We start from the raw sequence: 24,852 nt of genomic DNA, 5'->3' as shown, positions 1-24,852 counted from the left end.
AGTGATGAGGGCCGACCATTGCCGGCCCTGACAAGATAGGGCGTCTGACTAATTAAATCTTACAAGCGCCGCTTTCGCAGCCGTCATCCTGAATGGAAGGAGCCAGGTCGTCCTGCGCATCTTCCGCACCATCACGGGTGTTTTGGTAGTACAGGGTTTTCACGCCAAATTTATACGCGGTCAGCAGATCTTTCAGCAGCTGTTTCATCGGCACTTTGCCATTGGCAAAACGGCTTGGATCATAGTTGGTGTTCGACGAAATCGCCTGATCGATAAATTTCTGCATCACACCAACCAACTGTAAGTAACCGTCGTTAGAGGGCATTTCCCACAGCAGTTCGTACTGATCTTTCAGACGCTCATACTCTGGCACCACCTGACGCAGAATACCGTCTTTGGATGCTTTGATGCTGATGTGACCGCGCGGTGGCTCAATACCGTTGGTGGCGTTTGAAATCTGCGAAGAGGTTTCAGACGGCATCAGGGCAGAGAGCGTGGAGTTACGCAGACCGTGCGTAACGATCGACTCACGCAGACCTTCCCAATCCAGGTGCAACGGCTCGCTGCAAACGGCGTCGAGATCCTTTTTATAGGTGTCGATCGGCAGAATGCCCTGTGAGTAGGTGGTCTCTTTGAACCACGTACAGGCACCTTGCTCTTTTGCCAGCTCGTTCGAGGCTTTCAGCAAGTAGTACTGGATCGCTTCAAAGGTTTTATGCGTCAGGTTGTTGGCGCTGCCATCAGAATAACGCACGCCGTTTTTCGCCAGATAGTAAGCGTAGTTGATCACGCCAATACCCAGAGTACGACGACCCATTGCGCCGCGTTTTGCCGCCGGGATGGGGTAATCCTGGTAATCCAGCAGGGCATCCAGTGCACGTACCGCGAGGGTCGCCAGCTCTTCCAGATCGTCGAGGCTGTCAATCGCTCCGAGGTTAAAGGCAGACAGCGTACACAACGCGATTTCACCGCTTTCGTCATTCACATCGTTCAGCGGTTTGGTCGGCAGCGCGATTTCCAGGCACAGGTTAGACTGGCGGACGGGCGCGATAGCCGGATCAAACGGGCTGTGGGTGTTGCAGTGATCGACGTTCTGGATGTAGATACGGCCAGTAGAAGCACGTTCCTGCATCATCAGTGAGAACAGTTCAACTGCTTTCACGCGCTGTTTGCGGATGCTGTCGTCTTTCTCGTATTTGGTGTACAGACGCTCAAACTCGTCCTGATCGGCGAAGAACGCATCGTACAGACCTGGCACGTCAGACGGGCTGAACAGGGTGATCTCTTCACCTTTCAACAGACGGGTATACATCAGCTTGTTGATCTGTACGCCGTAGTCCATGTGACGTACGCGGTTGCCTTCAACGCCACGGTTGTTTTTCAGCACCAGCAGGCTTTCCACTTCCAGATGCCACATTGGGTAGAACAGGGTGGCTGCACCGCCACGCACGCCGCCTTGTGAGCACGACTTCACTGCCGTCTGGAAATGTTTATAGAACGGGATGCAACCGGTATGGAAGGCTTCGCCGCCACGGATTGGGCTACCCAGCGCACGAATGCGACCAGCGTTGATACCGATACCCGCACGCTGCGACACGTATTTTACGATAGCGCTGGAGGTGGCATTGATGGAATCAAGGCTGTCACCGCATTCGATCAAGACGCAAGAGCTGAACTGACGCGTTGGGGTACGCACGCCAGACATGATTGGCGTCGGCAGTGAGATCTTGAAGGTGGACACGGCATCATAGAAGCGACGCACGTAATCCATACGCGTCTCACGCGGATAACCGGAGAACAGGCATGCAGCAACCAGAATATACAGGAACTGGGCACTCTCGTAGATTTCACCGCTCACACGGTTCTGCGCCAGGTATTTACCTTCCAGCTGCTTCACCGCAGCGTAAGAGAAGTTCATGTCGCGCCAGTGGTCGATGAAGCCGTCCATCTGCTCGAACTCTTCTACGCTGTAATCTTCCAGCAGGTGACGGTCGTATTTGCCCATCTCAACCATTTTCACGACCTGATCGTACAGCTTCGGCGGCTCAAACTGGCCGTACGCTTTTTTACGCAGGTGGAAGATGGCGAGGCGAGCAGCCAGGTACTGGTAATCCGGCGCATCACGGGAGATCAGGTCTGCAGCGGCCTTGATGATGGTCTCATGGATATCAGAAGTACGAATTCCATCGTAGAACTGAATGTGGGAGCGCAACTCAACCTGAGACACGGAGACGTTATTCAGGCCTTCAGCGGCCCAATCCAGTACCCGGTGAATCTTATCGAGATCAATGCGCTCCTGGCGGCCATCGCGTTTAGTAACGAGCAGACTTTGGTTCATGTCGCGTGTTTACCTGTCCATGAAAGAGTGAGTTATCCCCCATCTATTCACAAGGTCTATGCACAAGCCGCTCGTTGTGAGTAAGCCTGTGGATAAACACTATATATAGGGGGTGCGGGAAGTTTGAACAACAATATGGTGAGTATTCTAGTCAGCATTCTGATCATCACAAGAGTTGATTTTCGCGAAAAAATCCGTCCAGGGGGGTAGCGAAATTCCTGGATCCCCATTCCATAAGGCCTGCCAATGGTGTCAACTGCCAGCGACTTTTTTTTCACTTTTTGATCGAGCGCGTGTTTATTGCTCAAAGGTTCTCATCACGGAAATTTCTGAAGTCAAAAAAGCCCTGACAAGGCCGCCAGTAGCGAACTTATCTAAAATTGCTTATGAATTTTTTGTGACCAATCCAGCCTACAAAAATGCGTGGCATGCGTCTAAAAGGAAATTGATCTGGATAGCAGTGAGTTACAAACCTGGCGCTTTCCACATCGAGGTGGTTAACCCACTGTCCACCAGGGTGAGTTGGTCGGCATAGACTTTCTGCCAGTTGGCTTTTTGCTGTTGATAGAGTTGGTGGTGTTCTGCGTTGGGGTGAAATTCGCGCTCCCAGCGTACTAATGCTTGCCCGGTTTCCTGCAAACTGCGGTAAACCCCAGCGGCGACGCCAGCCGCAATCGCGCAGCCCAGGGCGGTGGCTTCTTTCACCTGCGGCACTTTGACCGTCAGCCCCGTGACATCGCTCAAAATCTGGCTCCACAATTTGCCCTTCGCACCGCCTCCGGCAAACACTATCTGTGAGGTTTGGACACCGGAAAAGGCGGCCACCTGATCCAGATTGCAGGCCGAAACAATCGCGGCATTCTCTTCCAGCGCACGGAAGAGCGTCTGTTTATTGCAGCGTTCGGGGTCGATGGAAAGATTAATAAAGGAGGGCGCAGCGTGATACCACTTGTTGAAGTGCATTGCATCTGAGAACACCGGCATCACGCCCCACGAACCGGCGGGTACGCGTGCCGCCATCTCTTCCAGCAGGCTGTAACAATCCACACCCAGGCGTTCTGCCAGCAGTTTCTCTTCGCCGCAAAACGCATCGCGGAACCAGCGCATGGTCAGGCCGGTAAAGAAACTGATCGCTTCCGCCTGCACCATGCCTGGGATCACATGTGGGTTAACGCGAATGTTCATTTGAGGATCAACCTGCGGCTGCGGCAGACTCACCACCTGCTGCCAGAAAGTGCCGCCAAGCACCGCGGTTTCGCCCGCCTTCACCACGCCTAACCCTAGTGTGCCAAGCTGCACATCACCGCCGCCCATACCAACCACTGTGCCTTGCGCCAGCCCACACTGATGAGCGGCTTCGGCTGTCACGGTTCCCAGTTGCGTACCGGTTTCGGCCACCGGAGACAATATATCGCCGCGCAAACCCGCCATCTCCAGCAAATCAGGCCGCCAGTTTCGGGTGCGTAAATCCAGCAGGCCGGTAGTGCCCGCGTTGGAGGGATCCACTGCCAGTTCGCCACTCAGGCATTTTGCCAGCCAGTCGCTGATCATCGACAGCGTTGCCGCCTGACGATAAATATCGGGTCGATGATGCGCCAGCCATAACAGGCGTGGCATTGCCCCAAGTGCCAGGGTTTGTCCTGAGCACTGATAGATTTCACGCTCAAACTCGCCGTGATGAATCTCTTTCAGCTCACTCACTTCGCGGCTGGCGCGGGCATCCACGTTGGCGCAGGCCCAAATTGCTTCGCCGGCTTTGTTATAGAGCACGATCCCTTCGCGCATCGAGCAGCAGGCCACGCTGCGAATCGCGCTGGCTGGCAACTGCGACTGTTGCAGCACCTGCTGAATACACTGACAGGCGAGTGACCAATTGTGGCTCAGATCAAACTCCATCGATCCCGGCACATCGGGCAGGGCGAGATGACGCCATTCAGCCTGCGCCACAGCGACCTGCTCACCCTGAAGATTGAAAATCACGGCGCGAATACTACCGGTGCCGGCGTCGAGCGCCATCAAATGCGGGGCGTGTGACATCGCAAAACTCCTGTTGAAACGGAAAAGTGCTCCACGCCGACGGCCCAACGGGTGTTACTGCAAAGATAGCTGTGCGCGAGGGTTTTCACCTCCAGATGAACGGCTTAGCCCACCGCTGAAAGTTTGAACTGTGATCGCTGCGAGAGTTTTATTAAACAAGCTTTACCAGGATTGCCACTTTGCCAATCGCGATAAAAAGGACAAGCCAATGGAAGTCACGCTGGTCGAGATCAACGTCAAACCCGACTGTATCGACGAATTTTTGCGGGTATTTAAGCTGAATCATTTGGGAGCGTTAAAGGAGCCTGGCAACCTGCGCTTTGATGTGTTGCAGGACAGCCATGTGCCAACGCGCTTCTTTATTTATGAAGCTTACACCGATGAGGCCGCCGTGCTGGCGCACAAGAAAACGGCACACTACCTGGCGTGCGTTGAGGCGTTGGAAGCGTTAATGAGCGAACCGAGAAAGAAAACCGCGTTTAAGGGGATATTTCCGCAGTGACGCCAAGTCATTCTCCGTACAAGGGCGAAGCACCATCATTCGAGGTTTTTAAAGGAGTATTGAAACAACCGAAAGCGCAATGATATGTACTGCAACCGTATAATGTTCAATATGGAGGCGACGCAGAATTCTTCGCACAATCCCAGCATGATTAGGTGTTCGTAGAGGTGGGTTTAAGCGACGGATAGCTCAATAATTTGCGCAGCAGTCGCTGCATTATGATATCGAAAGCGGCTGCGAGGGCAACTTAATGAAGCTCAATCCACAACGCAGCGCGACTCAAAGCAATGACCAACGTTCAGGGCCAGTAAAGCCCCGCCCGAAGAGCAAAGCGTCCGCCGCAGGGATGCGGCGGCCGATCTGCATGGATGCGTGTTTCCTTTGCGATCGGGCGGGGCTTTACTGGCCGACGCACCGTCCCCGCAGCAACCATGCACAAGTCCCTACAGCAACCATGCATCGTCCCCGCAGCCACCACGCAAACACTCAATCCTGACGATGCGTATGCACCATATAATTCACATCCACACCACGCCCCAGACGGAACTGATTGGTCAGCGGATTGTAGTGCAGGCCAATCATGCCTCTCTCACGCAATGGCGTCTCATCAACCCAATTCAGCAACTCCGCCGGACGGATAAATTTTTTCACATCATGCGTTCCGCGCGGCACCATGCGCATCACATATTCGGCACCAAACACCGCCAGCAACCACGCCTTGGGATTACGGTTAATGGTCGAGAAGAACACTTCGCCGCCCGGCTTTACCAACTGCGCACATGCCAGCACCACAGAACGCGGATCCGGTACGTGCTCCAGCATCTCCATGCAAGTCACCACGTCATAGGCCCCCGCATGGCTGATCGCATGATCTTCCACCGTCTGCTGTACATAATTCACGCTCACACCGCTCTCCAGCGCATGCAACCGTGCTACTTCCAGCGGCTCCGCACCCATATCCAACCCGGTCACGTTGGCTCCTTCACGCGCCATGCTTTCCGCTAAAATACCGCCGCCGCAGCCGACATCCAGCACCTTCTTACCAAACAAACCATTGCTGTGCTGGGCAATCCAGCCAAGACGCAGGGGATTGATGCGGTGTAACGGCTTAAACTCACCCTCTAAATCCCACCAGCGCGATGCGACCGCTTCAAACTTGGCAATCTCAGCATGGTCGACGTTTTGGCGGCTTTCCTGCGGTTGTTCACTCATTGAATCACGACTCCTGACAAAATATTCCCTCAGTATAAACGCTTAACTCTTGCTAGCGCATCTCTCACCTGCAAGGAAAAGCGGCATTAAACCCTGCTTTACGTTCACCGAAAGCAACCACTGTGATATACTTTCGCACCATTAAAAACCGGCATTATGTAGAGGGATAGCGGCTCCATGAGCGACCTTGCGAGAGAAATTACACCGGTCAATATCGAAGAAGAGTTAAAAAACTCCTACCTCGATTACGCCATGTCGGTCATCGTTGGCCGAGCTTTACCCGATGTGCGTGATGGCTTGAAGCCAGTGCACCGCCGTGTGCTTTTTGCCATGAGCGAACTGGGTAACGACTGGAACAAACCTTATAAGAAATCGGCCCGTGTGGTCGGTGACGTGATCGGTAAATATCACCCACACGGTGATTCCGCGGTTTACGAAAGTATCGTTCGTATGGCCCAGCCGTTCTCCCTGCGCTACATGCTGGTAGATGGTCAGGGTAACTTCGGTTCCGTTGATGGCGACTCCGCCGCAGCGATGCGTTATACCGAAGTGCGCATGGCGAAGATCTCATCTGAACTGCTGGCGGATCTCGAAAAAGAGACCGTCGATTTTGTGCCGAACTACGATGGCACCGAGCAGATTCCTGAAGTGCTGCCGACCAAAATTCCTAACCTGCTGGTGAACGGTTCGTCCGGTATCGCCGTAGGTATGGCGACCAACATTCCACCGCACAACCTGACGGAAGTGATCAACGGCTGCCTCGCCTTTATCGAAGACGAAGACATCACCGTTGAAGGCCTGATGGAACACATCACCGGCCCTGACTTCCCGACTGCGGCGTTTATCAACGGTCGTCGTGGTATCGAAGAAGCCTATCGCACCGGTCGCGGTAAGATTTATATCCGCGCACGCGGTGAGATTGAAACCGACGCAAAAACCGGCCGCGAAACCATCATCGTCAATGAAATCCCGTATCAGGTAAACAAAGCGCGCCTGATCGAGAAAATTGCCGAGCTGGTGAAAGAGAAGCGTGTGGAAGGCATTAGCGGCCTGCGTGATGAATCCGATAAAGACGGTATGCGTATCGTTATCGAGATCAAACGCGATGCGGTCGGTGAAGTGGTGCTCAACAACCTCTATTCCCTGACGCAACTGCAAGTCTCCTTCGGCATCAACATGGTGGCACTCCATCAGGGCCAGCCGAAGATCATGACGCTGAAAGGCATCATTGAAGCCTTCGTGCGCCACCGCCGTGAAGTGGTGACGCGCCGTACCATTTTCGAACTGCGCAAAGCGCGTGACCGTGCACATATCCTTGAAGGTCTGGCCATTGCGCTGGCCAACATCGATCCGATTATCGAACTGATTCGTCGCGCACCAACGCCAGCTGAAGCGAAAGCGGGCCTGTTGGCACAGCCATGGGATCTGGGCAACGTAGCCACCATGCTGGAGCGTGCGGGCGATGACGCAGCACGTCCAGAGTGGCTGGAAGCGCAGTTCGGTATTCGTGACGGTCAGTACTACCTGACTGAACAGCAAGCTCAGGCAATTCTGGATCTGCGTCTGCAGAAACTGACCGGCCTTGAGCACGAAAAGCTGCTCGACGAATACAAAGAGCTGCTGGACCAGATCGCAGAACTGATCCACATCCTGCAGAGCGCCGAGCGTTTGATGGAAGTCATCCGCGAAGAGCTGGTGGCAATGCGCGACCAGTTTGGTGATGAACGTCGTACTGAAATTACCGCCAACAGCGCCGACATCAACATTGAAGATTTGATTAATCAGGAAGATGTGGTGGTCACGCTGTCGCATCAGGGTTATGTCAAATATCAGCCGCTGACTGACTATGAAGCGCAGCGTCGTGGTGGCAAAGGCAAATCCGCAGCACGTATTAAAGAAGAAGACTTTATTGATCGTCTGCTGGTGGCCAACACCCATGATACCATTCTGTGCTTCTCCAGCCGTGGCCGTCTCTACTGGATGAAAGTTTACCAGCTGCCAGAAGCGAGTCGTGGCGCACGTGGTCGCCCAATTGTTAACCTGCTGCCGCTGGAAGCCAACGAACGTATCACCGCCATTCTGCCGGTGCGTGAATACACCGAAGGCTTCAATATCTTCATGGCGACCGCTGACGGTACCGTGAAGAAAACTGCCCTGCAGGAATTCAGCCGTCCACGTAGCGCCGGTATTATCGCCATCAACCTGCGAGAAGATGATGAATTGATCGGTGTTGCGCTGACCAACGGTAGCGATGAGGCCATGCTGTTCTCTGCTGCGGGTAAAGTGGTGCGCTTCGCTGAGACGGCAGTGCGTGCCATGGGCCGTTCGGCCTCGGGCGTGCGTGGTATCAAGCTGGCCGAAGGCGATAAAGTGGTCTCCCTGATCGTGCCACGTGAAGAGGGCGCCATCCTCACCGTGACGCAAAACGGTTATGGTAAGCGTACAGCGAATAGCGAATACCCAACCAAGTCGCGTGCAACCCAGGGTGTGATCTCGATTAAAGTCACCGAACGTAACGGACCGGTCATCGGTGCGGTGCAGGTGGTGGATGGCGATCAGATCATGATGATTACCGATGCCGGTACGCTGGTGCGTACACGCGTATCGGAAGTCAGCGTGGTCGGCCGTAACACCCAGGGCGTGATTCTGATTCGTACCGCGGAAGACGAAAACGTGGTGGGTCTGCAACGTGTCGCTGAGCCGGTGGAAGAGGAAGAACTCGACGCCATCGACGGCAGTGTTGCAGAAGGCGAAGAAGATATCGCGCCGGAAGTCGACAACGACGACGATGCACCTGAAGCGGATGAAGAAGAGTAATCCGCAGCGGTGAACAACAGCGGCAGGTCAGGGCAACCGACCTGCCGTTTTTTTATCTGAGTTTTACTCCCAAAGTCGCGCACCAACTGGCTTTTTCGGGCCGATAAAGCTAGTGTATGAGGGTTTTTCAACTTCCTGACAACCCCTTACCGCCAGTGAGTCTCTTTTGAAATATCTCGTCTCCTTTCGCACTACGCTTCGCATCTCGCGCTATCTGTTCCGTGCGCTGGCGCTGCTGCTTTGGACGTTGGGTGCGTTGCTGACTACCTTCTTCATCATCAACGTACTGCACGAAAAAGAGAACGCGGTTCGCCAGGAATTTGACACCAATTATGGCCAGGCGGAATGGTATGTCCGCCACTCGGCCGACGTCATGCGTGAACTGAAATACATCACCGAAAACCGCTTAAGTAACAGTAGCAACGGTTTGGACGTGCTGAATGGCCTGCCTGCCAGTAAAAGTACCTTGCCACAGTTCACGCCGCTGTTTTCTGATGGTGATTGCACTTCAATGAGTAACACCTGGCGTAACTCGCTCGATTCGCTCGGTTACTTCATCAACTACTGGAAAAGTAACTTCACCTCCGCTTACGAACTCAACCGTGTGTTCTTTATTGGGGGTGAAAATCAGTGTCTGGCCGATTTCGCCATTGGTAACAACAATTCAGTCGATCGTGAACGGAGCCTGAAAGCCCTGCGCGAGCGGGTGCTGCACTATCGCAGCGGCAACGAAGAAGAGCGGCGTAATCCGATGTACTGGATTACGCCGAGCAGCCAGCCTGGTGTCGGTAATTTCTATATGGTGATGCCGGTGTATGTGGCCAACAAGCTACAGGCGTTGCTGGGCGTGGAACAAAATATCCGTCTTGATGAGTTTATTCAGCCGGGCGGCTTGCCGCTGGTTGCCACCATTACTGATGAGAACTACCGTCCGTTGCTGAGTTCGCGTCGCGGTGGCCCCGGCTACTCTTTTGACGATCTGCCGGATGACAGCACCTGGTTTGGTTATCTTGATAGCTATCGCCAGTTAGTCCTGAAGAAACCGCTGCCGCCGTCCAATCTTAACGTGGTGTGGTCACTCTCTACTGACGTGCTGGTGGATCAGCTCAAGCTGATGCTGATTAACGCGCTGTTGCTGAATATCTTCAGCGCATTGATCCTGTTCACGCTGGCATGGATATTCGAACGCCGTATGTTCCTGCCAGCGGAAGATAACGCACATCGGCTGGAAGAGCACGAGCAGTTCAACCGCAAAATTGTCGCTTCGGCGCCGGTCGGCATCTGTATTTTGCGCACCAGCGACGGCACCAATATTCTGAGTAACGAACTGGCGCACAACTATCTGACGCTGCTGACGCAGGAAGATCGTCAGCGCCTCAATGAGATCATCGGGGGCCAGCAGGTCAACTTTGTCGATGTGCTCACCGGTACCAATACCAACCTGCAAATCAGCTTTGTGCATTCACGCTATCGCAATGAAAACGTAGCGATTTGCGTGCTGGTAGACGTCTCAGCTCGTGTGCGCATGGAGCAGTCGTTGCAGGAGATGGCGCATGCGGCAGAGCAGGCCAGCCAGTCCAAATCCATGTTCCTTGCCACCGTCAGTCACGAACTGCGCACCCCGCTGTACGGCATCATCGGTAATCTCGACCTGCTGCAAACTAAGTCGTTGCCAAAAGGTGTGGAATCGCTGGTGACGGCGATGAACAACTCATCGAGCCTGCTGCTGAAAATCATCAGTGATATTCTCGACTTCTCGAAAATTGAGTCGGAGCAGCTGAAGATTGAGCCGCGCCCGTTCTCGCCGCGTGAGGTGGTCAATCACATCGCCAGCAACTATCTGTCGCTGGTGGTGCGTAAACGTCTAACGTTATATGTGATGATCGAAAATGATGTGCCGCTGACGATGGATGGCGATCCAATGCGTCTGCAGCAGGTCATTTCTAACCTGCTGAATAACGCGATCAAGTTCACCCATACCGGCTGCATTATTCTGCATGCTTATGTCAAAGATGGGTATTTAGCCTTCCGCGTGCGCGATACCGGCGTCGGTATTCCAGCGAAAGAAGTGACGCGTCTGTTCGATCCCTTCTTCCAGGTGGGCTCTGGCGTGCAGCGCAACTTCCAGGGCACCGGGCTGGGTCTGGCGATCTGTGAAAAGCTGATCAACATGATGGACGGTGATATTGAGGTCGACTCTGAGCCGGGCATGGGTAGCCAGTTTATCATCCGTATCCCCATTTACGCTGGACAACAGCCTGCGCCGCCGCTGCTGGATGGCTTGCAGGAAAAAGCCATCTGGCTGGATATGCGCAATGATTATCTTGCGGTCTTCCTGCTGCGTCTGTTGCAGCAACAGGGTATTGCGATCGCGCATTATCAGGGTAATGCCGGTAGCGACGATGTGATTATTAGCGACCATCAGGATACGGTGTCACAGGCCGTGCGCGCACAGATTCACATCTGCGGTCAGCACATCGACATGCCGCAGGAAACCGCGCCGGGTCAGTGGGTGCAGAGCAGTGCGATGCTGCACGATCTGCCTTCATTACTTGGCCGCATCTATCGCCTCAATATTGATAGCGAAACCAGCACGCCGTTGCAGTTGGCCGCACCGCAAGAGGCCAACCGTTACGATGACATTATGGTACTGATTGTTGATGATCACCCGATTAACCGTATGTTGCTCTCCGAGCAACTCGGCACACTGGGCTATCAAACCAAAACCGCACAGGATGGGGTCGATGCGCTGAACGTGCTAAGCCGTAATCACATTGATATTGTGCTGAGTGACGTCAATATGCCGAATATGGATGGTTATCGCCTGACGCAGCGCCTGCGTCAGCTGGGCCATGCCTTCCCGGTGATTGGGGTGACGGCCAATGCGTTGGCAGAAGAGAAGCAGCGCTGTATGGATGCCGGGATGGATAATTGCCTATCCAAGCCTGTTACGCTTGATGTGTTGAAATCCACGTTGGCAATCTATGCCGAGCGGGTAAGAAAAAGCAGGAAAGGGTAGTACAGAAGAACAGGCGCACCGAAGTGCGCCTTTTTTACATCTTAATCTCTTTCAACCTGAGTCGCGCTCACGGAAGAGAGGTAATTCAGCAGGGCGATATCATTTTCCACCCCGAGCTTCATCATCGCCGATTTCTTCTGGCTACTGATGGTTTTGATACTGCGGTTCAGTTTCTTAGCGATTTCCGTGACCAGGAAACCTTCGGCAAACAGGCGCAGAACTTCACTCTCTTTCGGCGACAGACGTTTGTCACCGTAACCGCCAGCACTGATTTTCTCCAGCAGTTTCGCCACGCTTTCAGGCGTATATTTTTTGCCTTTCTGCAGGGCTGCCAGCGCTTTTGGCAGATCGGTCGGTGCACCTTGCTTCAGTACAATCCCTTCGATATCCAGATCCAATACGGCGCTCAGGATCGCTGGGTTATTGTTCATGGTCAGAACGATAATTGAGAGATCCGGATAGTGACGTTTGATGTACTTAATCAGTGTGATGCCATCACCGTATTTCTCGCCAGGCATGGAGAGATCGGTAATCAGAACGTTAGCATCCAGTTTGGACAAGCTGTTAATCAGTGCTGTTGAGTCTTCAAACTCACCTACAACGTTGACCCATTCGATCTGTTCCAGAGACTTACGGATACCGAACAGAACAATCGGATGGTCATCGGCAATAATTACATTCAGGTTATTCATCTTATGGGTTACCTTGCTGCAGCAGTTGGTTGACGTATGCGTCAATTTCACTGGTGGTATTTATAATGGTTAAATCTTCACATAGTTTTATGTGATGTTCTAACTCTTCACAAAGCTGTTTACCTGGAACCAGATTTAGCATGGCGAACACGCCTTTCAGGCGATGTGCAGTCTGAGCAAGCGAGGGATAATCCTTCTCCGCTGCCTCAGTATACAGTCTCTTCACATCAGGCGGTACTGTCTCGGTAAACAGCTGGAAATAGCCTCCGCTCATCAGCGGCGTGGCAGCCTCATCTTCACTACTTTCCTCCATCAAATCATGAGCCATTTGCTTTTCAATCAGTGCCAGCAGCGCGTCAAGCAGCGCATTGCTGAGATTGAAATTGACCCGGTATTGCTGATCGTTCAATGCGTGGTGACCCATTTCGTCACCGGCTAATAGCAGAGCCCAGCCATTGAGGCGGGCGGGATCGTCAGTGATCAGCACATCATGATCCTGACCGGATAAACGTTCGTCAGAGGTCAGGCAATTCGCTCCCCAGTTTTCTAACTGGCGGCAAACAATTTTGTGCACATCCTCGACGGCGATATCGACCAGTGCGGTTACACCTTCCAGCAGCTTCTCTTCCTGCTCGCCTTGTAGTTCCAGCGCGAGGGGCAGTTGAATATTATAGCGTGTGCCGATATCGGGTTTGGCGATGATCTCCAGCTGGCCACCCATCTGCTTGCACAGCTGCTTGCAGAGGAAAAATGCCATGCCAGAGGCCTGACCGTAACGATCCTGAGTGGTTTCGCCCAGATACGGGAAATCAACATTCGCCAGCTCATCGACGCTCAGGCCGGAGCCGGTATCCACCAACTGTAGCAGCACCGAGTTGGGCTTATTCTCGCTGGCCTTAATCTCCAGCGTAATTTTGCCCCACTGCGTGGTGGTGAGCGCATAGTGCATCAGGGTGGTCAGGACTTTGCGCAGTGCACGGCGATCGCCAAAGCGCATCTCGTCGTTGGCCAGATGGTTGTTGACCACCAGCGCCAACCCTTTACGGCGCATCAGCGGTAGGCTCTCCAGCGCGATGTCATCCAGCAACTCCTGCAAATTGAACACGCTAGCATCCGGCGACCAGTCGTGTGCTTCCAGGCGGTTCAGCAATACAATGTCATCAACCAAACGAGACAGGCCCTGACTTTCATCAAGCAAATCCAGCACGCTTTCGTCTTCATCACGCTGGCTGAGTTGCACCAGTTGCGCCACCATACTCTCCAGCGGACGGTTGAGGGCGTGACCGAGATTTTGCATCAGCTGCTGACGCATCTGATGATTACGATCCAACACCTGCTGTGCCTTCTGCAGTTTTTTATTCACCAGCAATTCACGGTCCTGATCGCGCATCATAAACAGCTGAGTATGTGGTGACAGCACGCTACGGGCGTGGCGGATCTCATACACCTCGTTGTTGATGGTGGCCTGCAGCACGCCTTGATGCTGATCGGACATATTGATGATTTTCTGCAGGTTCAGATGGGGTAACAGATGCTCGGCAATCTTGTTGCTCAACAGCGTGCGATTGGTAGCGAAGTCATACACCAGCAAACCCACCGGCAGGCTCGCGACAATCTCTTCATTCAGCATGCGCAGCGAATCTAACTCGGCGCTTTGGTTCTCGTTCGGGCGCAATGACTGCTGACGCAATAAGGTGATGCCGGCAATCGAGAGCAGTAACAGCACCAGATTGATCAACAGCGGCCACATCAGATTATGCAGGGTATCCAAAGCGAGGCTGGTGAGCGGCACGCGATATACTAACTGTAACGAGGTGCTGGGCAGTGACGCCGCAATGACGAGATTAGGATTCGCCAGTGAAACAGATGTCGTTTCGCTAGTGGCATCGTCGCTGCTGGTGCTGGAAGATTGCGTGGCATCCTGAATCAACTGGAAATTTTCCAGCGGCATGCTGTGCGGGATCAAATCGTTGATCGGCAGATCAAAAGCGACCACCGTGGCGAGGTGACCAGGCTGGTTGAAGGTGGTGCGCAGGGTAAAGTAGTGATCGTTCTGCCAGGCGAAATGGCGCAGCGGTGAGAAGCTTTCACGTTCGTCGAGCGCATTGGCCTGTTGCAGCATCTCGGCACGGCGGCTGTCGACCAGCGTATTGATGGCGCTCTCTTTATAACGCGTTGCCATATCTTTTAATGGCAGCGTCGAGATCATGATCAGGCTGTTGTCCTGGCCATTGAGGAAATACATCGACCAGGTGGGATTCTCTGCACCCCACAGCGTATCGAGGTAGTTGGACATGCGCATCGTCATATCCAGCGTGCTGCTGTCGTGGGAGCCAAAGATCAGCGCTTCCGTTTTACGGCGCGTCTTTTCCAGGTAGTAAACATCCGGGCGCAGGCGGGTTTCCAGAAGATTGGTGTTGGGTGCAGATCCGGCCGCACTGGTGGCGAGATTTTCATAAATCTGCCAGGTCGCGAAACGCGAAGCGTCGATGCGTTTTTGTACGGCACGCGCTAAATCGGTCATCGCGTAACGCTTCTCAGTAAGCCAGGCGTTAACACTGTTGTGCACCATAGCTCCCAGGGCCAGAAACAGCACCAGGTTGAACACCACGAAGAAACGGGTGACGTTACCCGAGGTCAGCGGAAATTTGTAAGGCAGCATAGTGTCTCAGGATCCTGCGATTAGCGCGCCACCAGGCGAGCACTGGCGGCAACGGCCAGCAGCAGCAGGGCGATCAATAAAAATGCGCCACTCAAACTGAGCCACTGGGAAATAAATCCGATTAGAGCCGGACCTGAAAGAATACCTGCATAGCCTAATGTTGTCATGGCAGAAATCGCCAGATTCGACGGCATATCGTGTTGATTCCCGGCCGCATTAAACAGCATTGGCACGGTGTTGGCTAAGCCGAATCCCACCAGCAGGAAAGCCAGCAGTGCAACCTGTGGCCACGGCAGTAACACCGCCAGCGTCATACCCGCTGCAGCGGCTAACGCACCCGTGACCATGACGGGATAGCGGCCAAAACGTTGAATGACTTTATCACCGGTGAGACGGCCGATTGTCATCGCCACCGAGAAGATGGCATAGCCCAATCCCGCATGTGCTACGTCCATCTCTGTGTTTTGCAGTAACAGCAGTGCGCTCCAGTCAAGCACCGCGCCTTCTGCCAAAAACAGAATGAAGCACAGTAACCCCAGGAAAGCGACCCAACCGCGTGGGATCACCAGCCAGGGTTGATCGGGCTGATGCAACCGTTCAGTCATTAACGTTGGCAGGCTGATCACCAGCAGCACCACGATTAACACCATCACCACCCCGACAGCATGCAGGGGCGAGAGACCACTGGCCAGCAACAAACTGACGCTACCGGCACCAATAATCCCACCCAGGCTGAAGAAACCATGGAAACCCGACATCATCGGCTTGCGTGCCGCTTTCTCCACTTCAACGGCCTGCACATTCATGGCGACATCCAGCATGCCTAACCCGGCACCGAAGATCATCAGTGCCGCAGCCATCAACCACATCACATTTAGCAGAGTGAGTAGTGGCAGGATCGCCAGCACCACTAACGTGGAACATAACATCACCCGACGGCCGCCCACGCGGGCAATCAGCGCACCGGTAATCGGCATCGCTGCTAGCGATCCCATTCCGAGGCACAGCAGCAGCCCACCTAACGATGCGCCGCTCAGTGCCAGACGCTGGCTGGCAAAGGGAACCAGTGGCGCCCATGCCGACATGCAAAGTCCGGCGATCAGAAAGACGATGCGTGTACCCATGTTGACACGCTGATGCAAATGATTGTGCTGTGCGGCGTCCAGTGCTGTCATAAAAGTCTTTTTCAATAGCCGTCAAAGCGACGAAGTTTAGCATTAAAGCTGACGTCTCACCGCAGTTCAGAACCGATGAGTTCAGAAAAGATGAGCGCCAGAAACAGGCATATTACCGAGTTTTGGCGTGGCGTGACGCTTTTCCAGAACTTTCCTGGCACTTTCACGGCCTTCCTGCCGCGAACAATCGGTCGCAAATTGAAATTTCATGATGGAAAAGGATGAATATAAAATCATCATCGGTAATAAATCAGCGCTGCACTTTGCCTTAACCAATTGAATAAGAGAAGACTCATTTAGGCTAATAGGAGAGAGTCTGGGCCAGTGCATATTCCAGTATTCTTCATTACGCACAGAAATTAACATTGCAGAATGATGGCTATCGATTGAACAAAAAGTGCGAAAAATAGCTAATAATGCGCCGGAGAGATTGCGTTAATTTAACCCAATCAACTAACTTTACTTAAAATTACGCGGGGATGAGTGATTTTGGCAAAAAAATGCCGGACAAACATGTCCGGCGGGAATTAGGGTAAAACAACTCATTCGGGGTGAATGAAGGGAATAATGAAATAAATGATGATAGCGGGAGTAATTGTATGCGCTGAAGTGACTTTAGTTTTATCATTCAGTGCGGCAGGGTGAGTCAATTTAAGTTGTTGTTATTAAATGGATAAATAATCGATTACCAATATGTGCTGTATTCTTTGTTGATCCGTGCTGATTATTAGTTCCACGATATTTACATTTGGAAATAACTATTAAATACAATGAAACACTTTTGGAAATTTAGTATCATTTTCGTGATAGATTATTGCCCCGTATAAAATAACAATGGCTTGCCGGCTGAATTTTTAATCGTTCAGTTTGCAGTGGCATAAATAAAGGCACATTAAAGAGGGTAATAAAATGAAACGTCGCGTTCTCTCCCTGATGATCCCTGCATTGCTGGTTGCAGGTTCAGCAAGCGCAGCTGAAATTTACAACAAAGATGGCAACAAATTAGACCTCTACGGTAAAGTCGATGGTCTGCACTATTTCTCCGACAACTCAGGTTCAGACGGTGATCAGTCTTACCTGCGTTTCGGTTTCAAAGGTGAAACTCAGGTCACAGACCAACTGACCGGTTACGGCCAGTGGGAATACCAGGCTGCCCTTAACACCTCTGAAAACGAAGGCACCGCCAACAGCTTTACGCGTGTCGGCTTTGCCGGTGTGAAATTCGGTGATGCCGGTTCATTCGACTACGGTCGTAACTATGGCGTGATCTATGATGTTTCGGGCTGGACTGACGTATTGCCAGAGTTCGGTGGCGATACCTACGGCGCGGACAACTACATGTTCCAGCGCGGTAACGGCATGGCGACCTACCGCAACACCAACTTCTTTGGCCTGGTGGATGGCTGGAACTTTGCAGTCCAGTATCAGGGCAAAAATGACAACCCAACTGAATCCTCTAGCGGCCGTGATGTGCTGGGTGAGAACGGTGATGGTTACGGCCTGAGCACCACTTATGACATCGGCTCCGGTTTCGGTATCGGTGCAGCGATGTTCCAGTCTGACCGTACTAACAACCAGAACACCGGCGCTATCCTGGGTCGTGGTGATAAAGCTTCTGCTTACACCGGTGGCCTGAAATATGACGCCAACAACGTGTATCTGGCCGCGATGTACACTCGTTCGTACAACGCAACGCGCTTCGGTTCCAGCAGCGCAACTTCTTACGGTTACGCGGATACTGCGGATAACTGGGAATTGGTGGCACAGTACCAGTTCGACTTCGGTCTGCGCCCATCCCTGGCGTTCGTTTCTTCTCGCGGCAACGTGCAGAACTACGGCGATCAGAACCTGAAAAAATATGTTGATGTGGGTGCGACTTACTACTTCAACAAAAATATGTCGACCTATGTTGATTACCAGATCAACCTGCTGGACGACAACAACTTCACCAATGCAGCCGGCATCAACACCGACGACATTGTGGCACTGGGCCTGGTTTACCAGTTCTAAGTTGCAGCTTGGTAGGGCGCGCCACGGTGCGCCCTCAGCGGCCTTCGGGCCGCCGCTACTGCATCTGTTGCATTAACGCACTTTGTCATATCTCCACGATCTCCTCTGCCTGTTTCCTCCTCTGTATTCGCACAATGGCACCGTCGACCAGCAACATTATCTGTGCAGCCTTAAACTGCCTTTATGCTGGCAACTTCTCAGGGATTTTCTTTTTTAACGGCTGACCGATAGCGGCAGAAGAGTCTCTGTTTCACTGTAAGGCAGGAAGACGCCCGGATGACCATCCGGGCCTGGGCGAGCGGAGTGATGAGATTACGATACAGGGCGCCATTTTTTGGCTTTTGGCGCGGGCACTCCCGACGTATGGGGCGTGGGTGTGCTGCCTTCCATTGCGACGCCTGCCAGCGTAAACGCGGAGAAGCGCAACCAGTGTTGCCAGGTTTGTTGGGTTTTTGTCTTATCCATTTTGCACCTCGCTGATGTTCAACTCAGTCTCAACGGTGCAGAATTCATGCCAGGTCACCGCTCTCAGCGCCACGCGGCCTCAATCTGATTTGCTACACTCCGGCAGCGCTGAAGCGGTGCATATCATTAATCCATGGTGCAAAAATTTAACGTTTGCGCGAGGGGTAATGCTGAATCAGGCGATGGCGATAGTGTTGCCAGCAGCGGAAAGTCCCGAAGATGAACAGAACGGCGGATACAGCGAGAATCATAAAAATCATCTGTCGCTCCTGTGCGGTTGGGGGGCTTGAACGCTCAATCCTGTGCAAGTCAGGTATGAACTTCAAGCAGCTTTAGCCTGTTTTACAAGCGGTTTATGCTTTGAAACAGGATGAATTAATGAGTTACAGATGAGGAAGTGATGGGTATTAAGAATATTCTGCTAATTGGTGTTATGACCAGCGCGTTGTTCGGCTGCGACCAGCAGGCCTCCCGTAGCGCACTGGTGCTGGAAGGGAAAACCATGGGCACCCAGTGGCGCGTCAGCCTGGCGGGCGTCGATCCCCAACGGCAGGCCGCTTTGCAGCAGGCTATTCAGCAGCAGCTTGATCGTGATGATCATGAACTCTCCACCTGGAAGCAGGATTCAGTTTTGTCGCGCTTCAACCAGTATCAGGGTGATCAGCCGCAGCCGGTGAGCGCGGATATGGCGGATATCGTGGTTGAAGCCCTGCGCATCGGTCATAAAACCGAGGGTGCGATGGATATCACCGTCGGCCCGCTGGTCAATTTGTGGGGGTTCGGGCCCACGAAACAACCTGCGCACACCCCGAGCCAGGCGCAGATTGATGCAGCGAAAGCGCAAACCGGCTTACAACATTTGCATGTGATCCAGAGCGTGGAGGGGCAGTGGTTGCAGAAAGATCTGCCCGCGCTGGATGTCGATCTTTCGACCATGGGGGAAGGGTACGCTACCGATCATCTGGCACGATTGATGGAGCAGCAGGGCATTACCGACTATCTGGTGTCGGTGGGGGGCGCAGTACTAACCCGTGGGCAGAATGCCAGCAATCAACCCTGGCGTGTGGCGATCCAGAAACCCACCGATCGTGAAAACGCCGTCGAAGCGCGCGTTGACTTACAGGGGCACGGTATCAGCACCTCAGGCAGCTATCGCAACTATTATGAACTGGACGGCAAACGCATTTCGCACGTGATCGATCCCGCGACCGGACGCCCCATCGAACATAAACTGGTGTCGGCCACCGTGATTGCGACTACCGCGCTGGAAGCCGATGGCTGGGATACCGGGTTGATGGTGCTGGGCAGCGAACGGGCACAAGCGTTGGCAATCAAGGAACATTTGGCGGTTTATTTGATCAGCAAACAGGGTGACGGCTTTACACACTGGATGTCACCGCAGTTCAAATCCTTCCTGATCGATCAGGAAAGCAAATAACGGCAGGAGGCGCAGATGTTGGATCTGTTTAGTGAAGAAGCTCCATGGCAGGAACCGTTAGCGGAAGGCGCGGTGATTTTACGCCGCCGCGCGCGCGATGAAGCGGACGCATTGCTGGCGGCGATACAGGAGATTGCCGGGCAAAATCCCTTTGCTCACCGCATCACGCCGGGCGGGCATCGCATGTCGGTGGCGATGACCAACTGTGGCGATTTGGGCTGGTCGACGGACTCGCGCGGCTACCAATACACGGAGCAGGATAATGCCAGTGGGCACAAATGGCCGCCGATGCCTGCGCTGTTTCGCACGCTGGCGCAACAAACCGCGCAGGAAGCGGGATTCCCCGGCTTTAACCCGGATGCCTGCTTAATCAACCGCTATGAACCCGGTGCCAAACTCACGCTGCATCAGGATAAAGACGAGAAGGATCTGCGTCAGCCGATTGTTTCGGTATCATTAGGCCTGCCAGCGGTGTTCCAGTTTGGTGGTTTTGAGCGCGGTGATGCCACGCAGCGGGTGCTGCTGGAGCACGGTGATATCGTAGTGTGGGGCGGCCCCTCACGCCTGCGTTATCACGGCATTCTGCCGCTCAAACCCGGTATTCACCCGGCAGCGGGCGCCTTTCGCTTTAATCTCACTTTCCGCCGCGCCCACTAACGGCGCGGTGAATGAGAATTAATCTTGCTATCATCCGGAGCGCCATTAAACTGCAGGCTGCTTGGTTGACCTCCGGAATCTGTTAATGGCATTGCTGCATGTGGTTTATCGCCAGTATCGCTGGCCTTTTATTGGCGTCATTCTGCTTACGCTGTTAAGCGCCGCGCTCGGCATCGGCTTAATCGCCTATATCAATAACGAGCTGATCGTCGCGGTGAATACCTCGATTTCTGTGCTGCCGAGTTTTCTGGGGCAGCTGTTTCTGCTGATGGCGGTGACGCTGGGATCGCAACTGGCGTTGACTCAGCTTGGTCATCACTTTGTCTGGCGCCTGCGCGGCGAATTCATCAAACGTATCCTCGATACACGCGTCGAACGCATTGAGCAGATAGGTAACGCGCAACTGCTGGCGGGACTCACCAGTGATGTGCGTGCCATCACCATCGCCTTTGTCCGCCTGCCGGAACTGATTCAGGGCATCATTATTACCCTGGGTTCCGCGCTCTATCTGGCGTGGCTGTCACCTAAAATGCTGCTGATCACCTCGCTGTGGTTAGTAATCACGCTGGTCGGCGGCTGGCTGCTGGTGTCACGCGTTTATCAACACATGGCGAAGCTGCGTGAAATCGAAGACGATCTCTATCGTGATTTCCAGACCATTATTGAAGGACGCAAAGAGCTACAGCTCAACCGCGAGCGCGCTCAACTGATTTACGACAGCGTCTATCAGGAAAACGCCACAAGCTATCGTCATCATATCGTTCGTGCCGATACCTTCCATCTCAGCGCGGTTAACTGGTCAAATATCATGATGCTGGGCGCAATTGGCATTGTGTTCTTTATGGCTAACGGTCTGGGTTGGGCGAACACGGCGGTGGCCGCCACCTATTCACTGACGCTGCTGTTCCTGCGCACGCCGTTACTGGCGGCAGTGGGAGCCTTGCCGACCTTGCTCAGTGCGCAGGTCGCCTTCCGTAAAATCAACAGCTTCGATCTCGCACCTTATGATGCACAGTTCAAAGCACTGCCACAGGTGAGTAGCTGGCAAACGCTGGAACTGCGCGATGTCTGCTTCCATTATGGCGAGCACGGTTTCCAGGTTGGCCCGATTAATCTTACGCTGCATCGTGGCGAGTTAGTGTTTCTGATTGGGGGTAACGGCAGTGGCAAGTCAACGCTGGCGATGTTGCTGACCGGGCTTTATCAGCCACAATCGGGCAGTTTGCTGCTGGATGGCAAAGTGGTCGACTGGCACAACCTCGATGCTTATCGTAAACACTTCTCGGCGGTGTTTACCGATGTGCATTTGTTTGATCGCCTGATCGGTCACGGCGGTCAGCCAGCCAATCCTGGGCTGGTGCAGCAGTGGCTGGAACGCCTGAAGATGCAGGACAAACTGAAGCTACAGGGCAATAAGGTGCTGAATCTGCAGCTCTCTAAAGGGCAAAGTAAGCGACTGGCGCTGCTGCTGGCAGCGGCAGAGGAACGCGACATCTTGCTGCTGGACGAGTGGGCTGCCGATCAGGACCCGCATTTCCGCCGCATCTTCTACCGCGAACTGCTGCCATGGCTGCAGGCGTCGGGCAAAACCGTGTTTGCTATTAGCCATGATGATCACTACTTCATTCATGCCGACCGCTTGCTGGAGATGCGCGAAGGCCAGCTCAGTGAACTCACCGGTAACGAACGTGAGATGGCTACGCTGGATGCGGTGAAGCGCACCGACACCGGCCATTAACATCTGTCGGGAAAGCTTAGCAAAAAGCCTTATTGGGCAAGGTGTTGCCAGGCGAGTAAGCTGAGTTTCAACAGAGATTCCTCGTCTCTGTCTCCCTGGAACACTTCTGTCGTCTTGTGTTGTCACCGGCTTAGATTGATTCTGAGCCGGTTTTTTTATGGGTTGCTCAGTGGATGAGCGATCAGTGTGATAACGCGGTCGCCACGTTGCCAGAAATGCGCCTGCAGCCGTGTGTTGGCGTTAAACTCGCGTGAAAAGTCCTGCGTCAACGTGAGCGTGGCGCGGCCTTGCGTCAAATCCCACGCCAGCAACTCCGCTTGCAGAAAATCCATCGGCTGATGCAACCGTGGCCACAACGCTTTATAGACACTCTCTTTCAGTGAAAACAGCAAAGTGGCCGCCGCTGCAAACGGCAGTGCAGCGGCGGTTAACCGTTGACGCTCTGCACGGCTCATCAGCATCTCCGCCGTTTCCTCTGCGGTCTGTTCTGCCATCACTTGCTCGACATCAACGCCTATGCACAGGGGCGCCTGTGTTGCCGCGATGACGGCCATTTGCTGCGAATGCGAGAGTGAGGCCTGGATCCCCACCGGCCATACAGGCGAGCGATCAGGCGCATTACGCAGGATAAAGTCAGGCATCGCGTAGCGCGCCAGCATCTGCTGCGCCAGCCAGCGACTGGCTAAATGCTCAGCTTTACGCTTGGTGACGGCACTGTGTAGCGCCAGTGGTAGCGGGAGCTGCCAGTGTTGATGCAGATCGCTGTGCCATGCCTGCTGATTAAATTCACACCACGCAATAGGGAGCGGAGAGCTTGTCATAGCCGCAGCGGTGATAAACGGAGAGGGGGGCAGTGCCAGGGGAATTTCAGAAGCAAACATGAAGCATCACGGCTGACGGTTAAAACGCTATTTTTACCCGTCAGCCGTGAAAAGAGCAAGCCAAAGCGGCTCACCCACGTTTAGTGATTAGGCGGAATCGACATGCCTTTGATCTGTACCACAAAGTGCTCGTTGCCTTTGGTTATACGCGCACCGCGGTCACACCACCGCGAAGCCAGGCGGAAAAAATCGTCGCTGCCGATATCGTAAGCCAGTTCAACTTTACTGATACCTGAGTGCAGGAGTTCTTCCGCGTCCTGCAGGTTTTTAGCTTTGATGACCATAATAAGTGTCCATCGAAAAACAGGAAGGATAAGAGTAATTAAACTGTATGACAGTTTTGTTTCAATCAGATGAAATGCTGTCATATTTGACGAAAAATGTGATCCCGCTCCGCTTTGATTGCTTTCGGTAACTGACTGATTATTTCCGAGAAGATTTCCCACTCAGGCCGTTTTACGATAATACTTAATGGGTTAACCAAGGAGGTTGTTATGGAAATACCGCGTCTGGAAACGCCCCGTTTACTGCTGCAACCGCTGCGAAGCGAAGATGCGATTCAGGTACAGCAGGTTTTCCCGCGCTGGGAAATCGTGCGGCATCTGATCGGTTCTGTGCCCTGGCCTTATCCCGCTGATGGCGCCCGTCAATATATTGAGGGTATGGCGCTGCCTGCAATGAAAGCAGGGCAGGCGTGGCACTGGAGCCTTCGCCATCGATCTGATCCTAACAGTCTGATTGGTTTAATCTCACTACGCCTGGGGCCGGAAGATAACCGGGGATTCTGGTTGGTGCCTGAATGGCAGAAGCAGGGATTGATGAGTGAAGCCTGCGCAGCAGTCACCGAATTCTGGTTTATCCATCTCGATCAGACGCGTCTGCGTGTGCCCAAGGCGATGGATAATCTGGCTTCTCGTCGCATCTCGGAACGCACTGGCATGCGGTTAGTGGATACCTATCGCAAAACTTTTGTTGAGGGCGAGTTACCGGCGGGCACCTGGGAACTGACGCGTGACGAATGGCTGGCGCAGCGTGATAAAGCGTAACGGCACCTTCAGAAAGCAAAAAAGCAGCCACAAGGGCTAATGCCGATCAGTTAAGGATCAGTTGAACGATCCAGTGGCTGTGTAAGAATCCGGAAACGCTTCGTTTCCGGATTTTTTTATGCAGCTCAGTCAGGCCCTTGATATCGTCTCTCGTTACGATTCT

At 53.4% G+C, this 24,852-nt stretch carries 18 protein-coding genes; 8 read left to right on the top strand and 10 right to left on the bottom strand.

Features of this window, described 5'->3' with window-relative positions; translation table 11 throughout:
- Window positions 1-52 precede the first annotated feature (52 nt).
- Together nrdA and lsrK are read right to left on the bottom strand one after the other, a co-directional pair.
- Window positions 53-2,338 carry a class 1a ribonucleoside-diphosphate reductase subunit alpha gene (gene nrdA / locus F3J37_RS17320; protein WP_097116584.1) on the bottom strand — a complete coding sequence of 762 codons (2,286 nt, stop codon included), beginning with the start codon at window positions 2,336-2,338 and terminating at the stop codon, window positions 53-55.
- 465 nt (window positions 2,339-2,803) lie between these two features.
- The gene (lsrK, locus tag F3J37_RS17315) at window positions 2,804-4,375 is read right to left on the bottom strand and encodes an autoinducer-2 kinase (protein ID WP_166934738.1); all 1,572 of its coding nucleotides are present in this window, start codon (window positions 4,373-4,375) and stop codon (window positions 2,804-2,806) included.
- A gap of 208 nt (window positions 4,376-4,583) precedes the next feature.
- On the opposite strand from lsrK, the gene lsrG reads away from it, so the two are divergent.
- The gene (gene lsrG, locus F3J37_RS17310; protein ID WP_166934736.1) at window positions 4,584-4,877 is read left to right on the top strand and encodes a (4S)-4-hydroxy-5-phosphonooxypentane-2,3-dione isomerase; all 294 of its coding nucleotides are present in this window, start codon (window positions 4,584-4,586) and stop codon (window positions 4,875-4,877) included.
- 486 nt (window positions 4,878-5,363) lie between these two features.
- Here the strand turns inward: lsrG and ubiG are convergent, their stop codons facing one another.
- On the bottom strand, window positions 5,364-6,089 hold the full coding sequence (gene ubiG / locus F3J37_RS17305) for a bifunctional 2-polyprenyl-6-hydroxyphenol methylase/3-demethylubiquinol 3-O-methyltransferase UbiG (protein ID WP_166934734.1): 726 nt from the start codon (window positions 6,087-6,089) through the stop codon (window positions 5,364-5,366).
- A 177-nt stretch (window positions 6,090-6,266) separates the two neighbouring features.
- Here ubiG and gyrA point away from each other — a divergent pair, with 177 nt between their 5' ends.
- Both gyrA and rcsC read left to right on the top strand, forming a co-directional pair.
- Window positions 6,267-8,906, top strand: a complete 2,640-nt coding sequence (gyrA, locus tag F3J37_RS17300) for a DNA topoisomerase (ATP-hydrolyzing) subunit A (protein ID WP_166934732.1) — start codon at window positions 6,267-6,269, stop codon at window positions 8,904-8,906.
- Between the two features lie 166 nt (window positions 8,907-9,072).
- Window positions 9,073-11,925 (top strand): two-component system sensor histidine kinase RcsC, encoded by a 2,853-nt coding sequence (rcsC, locus tag F3J37_RS17295; RefSeq protein ID WP_166934730.1) that lies wholly within the window; start codon window positions 9,073-9,075, stop codon window positions 11,923-11,925.
- A gap of 41 nt (window positions 11,926-11,966) precedes the next feature.
- Here rcsC and rcsB read toward each other — a convergent pair whose 3' ends face one another.
- From rcsB to F3J37_RS17275, 4 genes are all read right to left on the bottom strand, one after another.
- Window positions 11,967-12,617, bottom strand: coding sequence for a response regulator transcription factor RcsB (rcsB, locus tag F3J37_RS17290; protein WP_034825012.1), 651 nt, complete (start codon window positions 12,615-12,617; stop codon window positions 11,967-11,969).
- 1 nt (window position 12,618) lies between these two features.
- Entirely contained in the window at window positions 12,619-15,276 is a 2,658-nt protein-coding gene (gene rcsD, locus F3J37_RS17285) for a phosphotransferase RcsD (protein WP_166934935.1), read from the bottom strand.
- Between the two features lie 23 nt (window positions 15,277-15,299).
- Window positions 15,300-16,454: an MFS transporter gene (locus tag F3J37_RS17280; RefSeq protein ID WP_166934728.1), complete on the bottom strand. Its 1,155-nt coding sequence runs from the start codon at window positions 16,452-16,454 to the stop codon at window positions 15,300-15,302.
- Between the two features lie 81 nt (window positions 16,455-16,535).
- On the bottom strand, window positions 16,536-16,808 hold the full coding sequence (locus tag F3J37_RS17275) for a hypothetical protein (protein ID WP_160869506.1): 273 nt from the start codon (window positions 16,806-16,808) through the stop codon (window positions 16,536-16,538).
- A 555-nt stretch (window positions 16,809-17,363) separates the two neighbouring features.
- Here F3J37_RS17275 and ompC point away from each other — a divergent pair.
- On the top strand, window positions 17,364-18,464 hold the full coding sequence (ompC, locus tag F3J37_RS17270) for a porin OmpC (RefSeq protein WP_166934726.1): 1,101 nt from the start codon (window positions 17,364-17,366) through the stop codon (window positions 18,462-18,464).
- Between the two features lie 312 nt (window positions 18,465-18,776).
- On the opposite strand, the gene F3J37_RS17265 is transcribed toward ompC, so the two are convergent.
- On the bottom strand, window positions 18,777-18,929 hold the full coding sequence (locus F3J37_RS17265; RefSeq protein ID WP_166934724.1) for a hypothetical protein: 153 nt from the start codon (window positions 18,927-18,929) through the stop codon (window positions 18,777-18,779).
- 400 nt (window positions 18,930-19,329) lie between these two features.
- Between F3J37_RS17265 and apbE the strand changes: the two genes are divergently transcribed.
- The 3 genes from apbE to F3J37_RS17250 all read left to right on the top strand — a co-directional run bounded on the left by apbE (window position 19,330) and on the right by F3J37_RS17250 (window position 22,762).
- Window positions 19,330-20,367: an FAD:protein FMN transferase ApbE gene (gene apbE / locus F3J37_RS17260; protein WP_166934722.1), complete on the top strand. Its 1,038-nt coding sequence runs from the start codon at window positions 19,330-19,332 to the stop codon at window positions 20,365-20,367.
- Window positions 20,368-20,382: 15 nt separating this feature from the next.
- Window positions 20,383-21,024 carry a DNA oxidative demethylase AlkB gene (gene alkB, locus F3J37_RS17255; RefSeq protein WP_166934720.1) on the top strand — a complete coding sequence of 214 codons (642 nt, stop codon included), beginning with the start codon at window positions 20,383-20,385 and terminating at the stop codon, window positions 21,022-21,024.
- An 85-nt stretch (window positions 21,025-21,109) separates the two neighbouring features.
- Window positions 21,110-22,762 (top strand): multidrug ABC transporter permease/ATP-binding protein, encoded by a 1,653-nt coding sequence (locus F3J37_RS17250; RefSeq protein ID WP_166934719.1) that lies wholly within the window; start codon window positions 21,110-21,112, stop codon window positions 22,760-22,762.
- Between the two features lie 155 nt (window positions 22,763-22,917).
- Here F3J37_RS17250 and F3J37_RS17245 read toward each other — a convergent pair whose 3' ends face one another.
- Window positions 22,918-23,643: a 4'-phosphopantetheinyl transferase family protein gene (locus F3J37_RS17245; protein WP_166934717.1), complete on the bottom strand. Its 726-nt coding sequence runs from the start codon at window positions 23,641-23,643 to the stop codon at window positions 22,918-22,920.
- Between the two features lie 80 nt (window positions 23,644-23,723).
- On the bottom strand, window positions 23,724-23,927 hold the full coding sequence (locus F3J37_RS17240; protein WP_034824993.1) for a hypothetical protein: 204 nt from the start codon (window positions 23,925-23,927) through the stop codon (window positions 23,724-23,726).
- A gap of 210 nt (window positions 23,928-24,137) precedes the next feature.
- Between F3J37_RS17240 and F3J37_RS17235 the strand changes: the two genes are divergently transcribed.
- Entirely contained in the window at window positions 24,138-24,689 is a 552-nt protein-coding gene (locus tag F3J37_RS17235; RefSeq protein WP_166934715.1) for a GNAT family N-acetyltransferase, read from the top strand.
- Window positions 24,690-24,852 lie beyond the last annotated feature (163 nt).

This window comes from Candidatus Pantoea communis (assembly GCF_011752685.1).
Lineage (GTDB): Bacteria > Pseudomonadota > Gammaproteobacteria > Enterobacterales > Enterobacteriaceae > Pantoea > Pantoea communis.
This window is presented reverse-complemented; position numbering and strand designations above follow the sequence as displayed.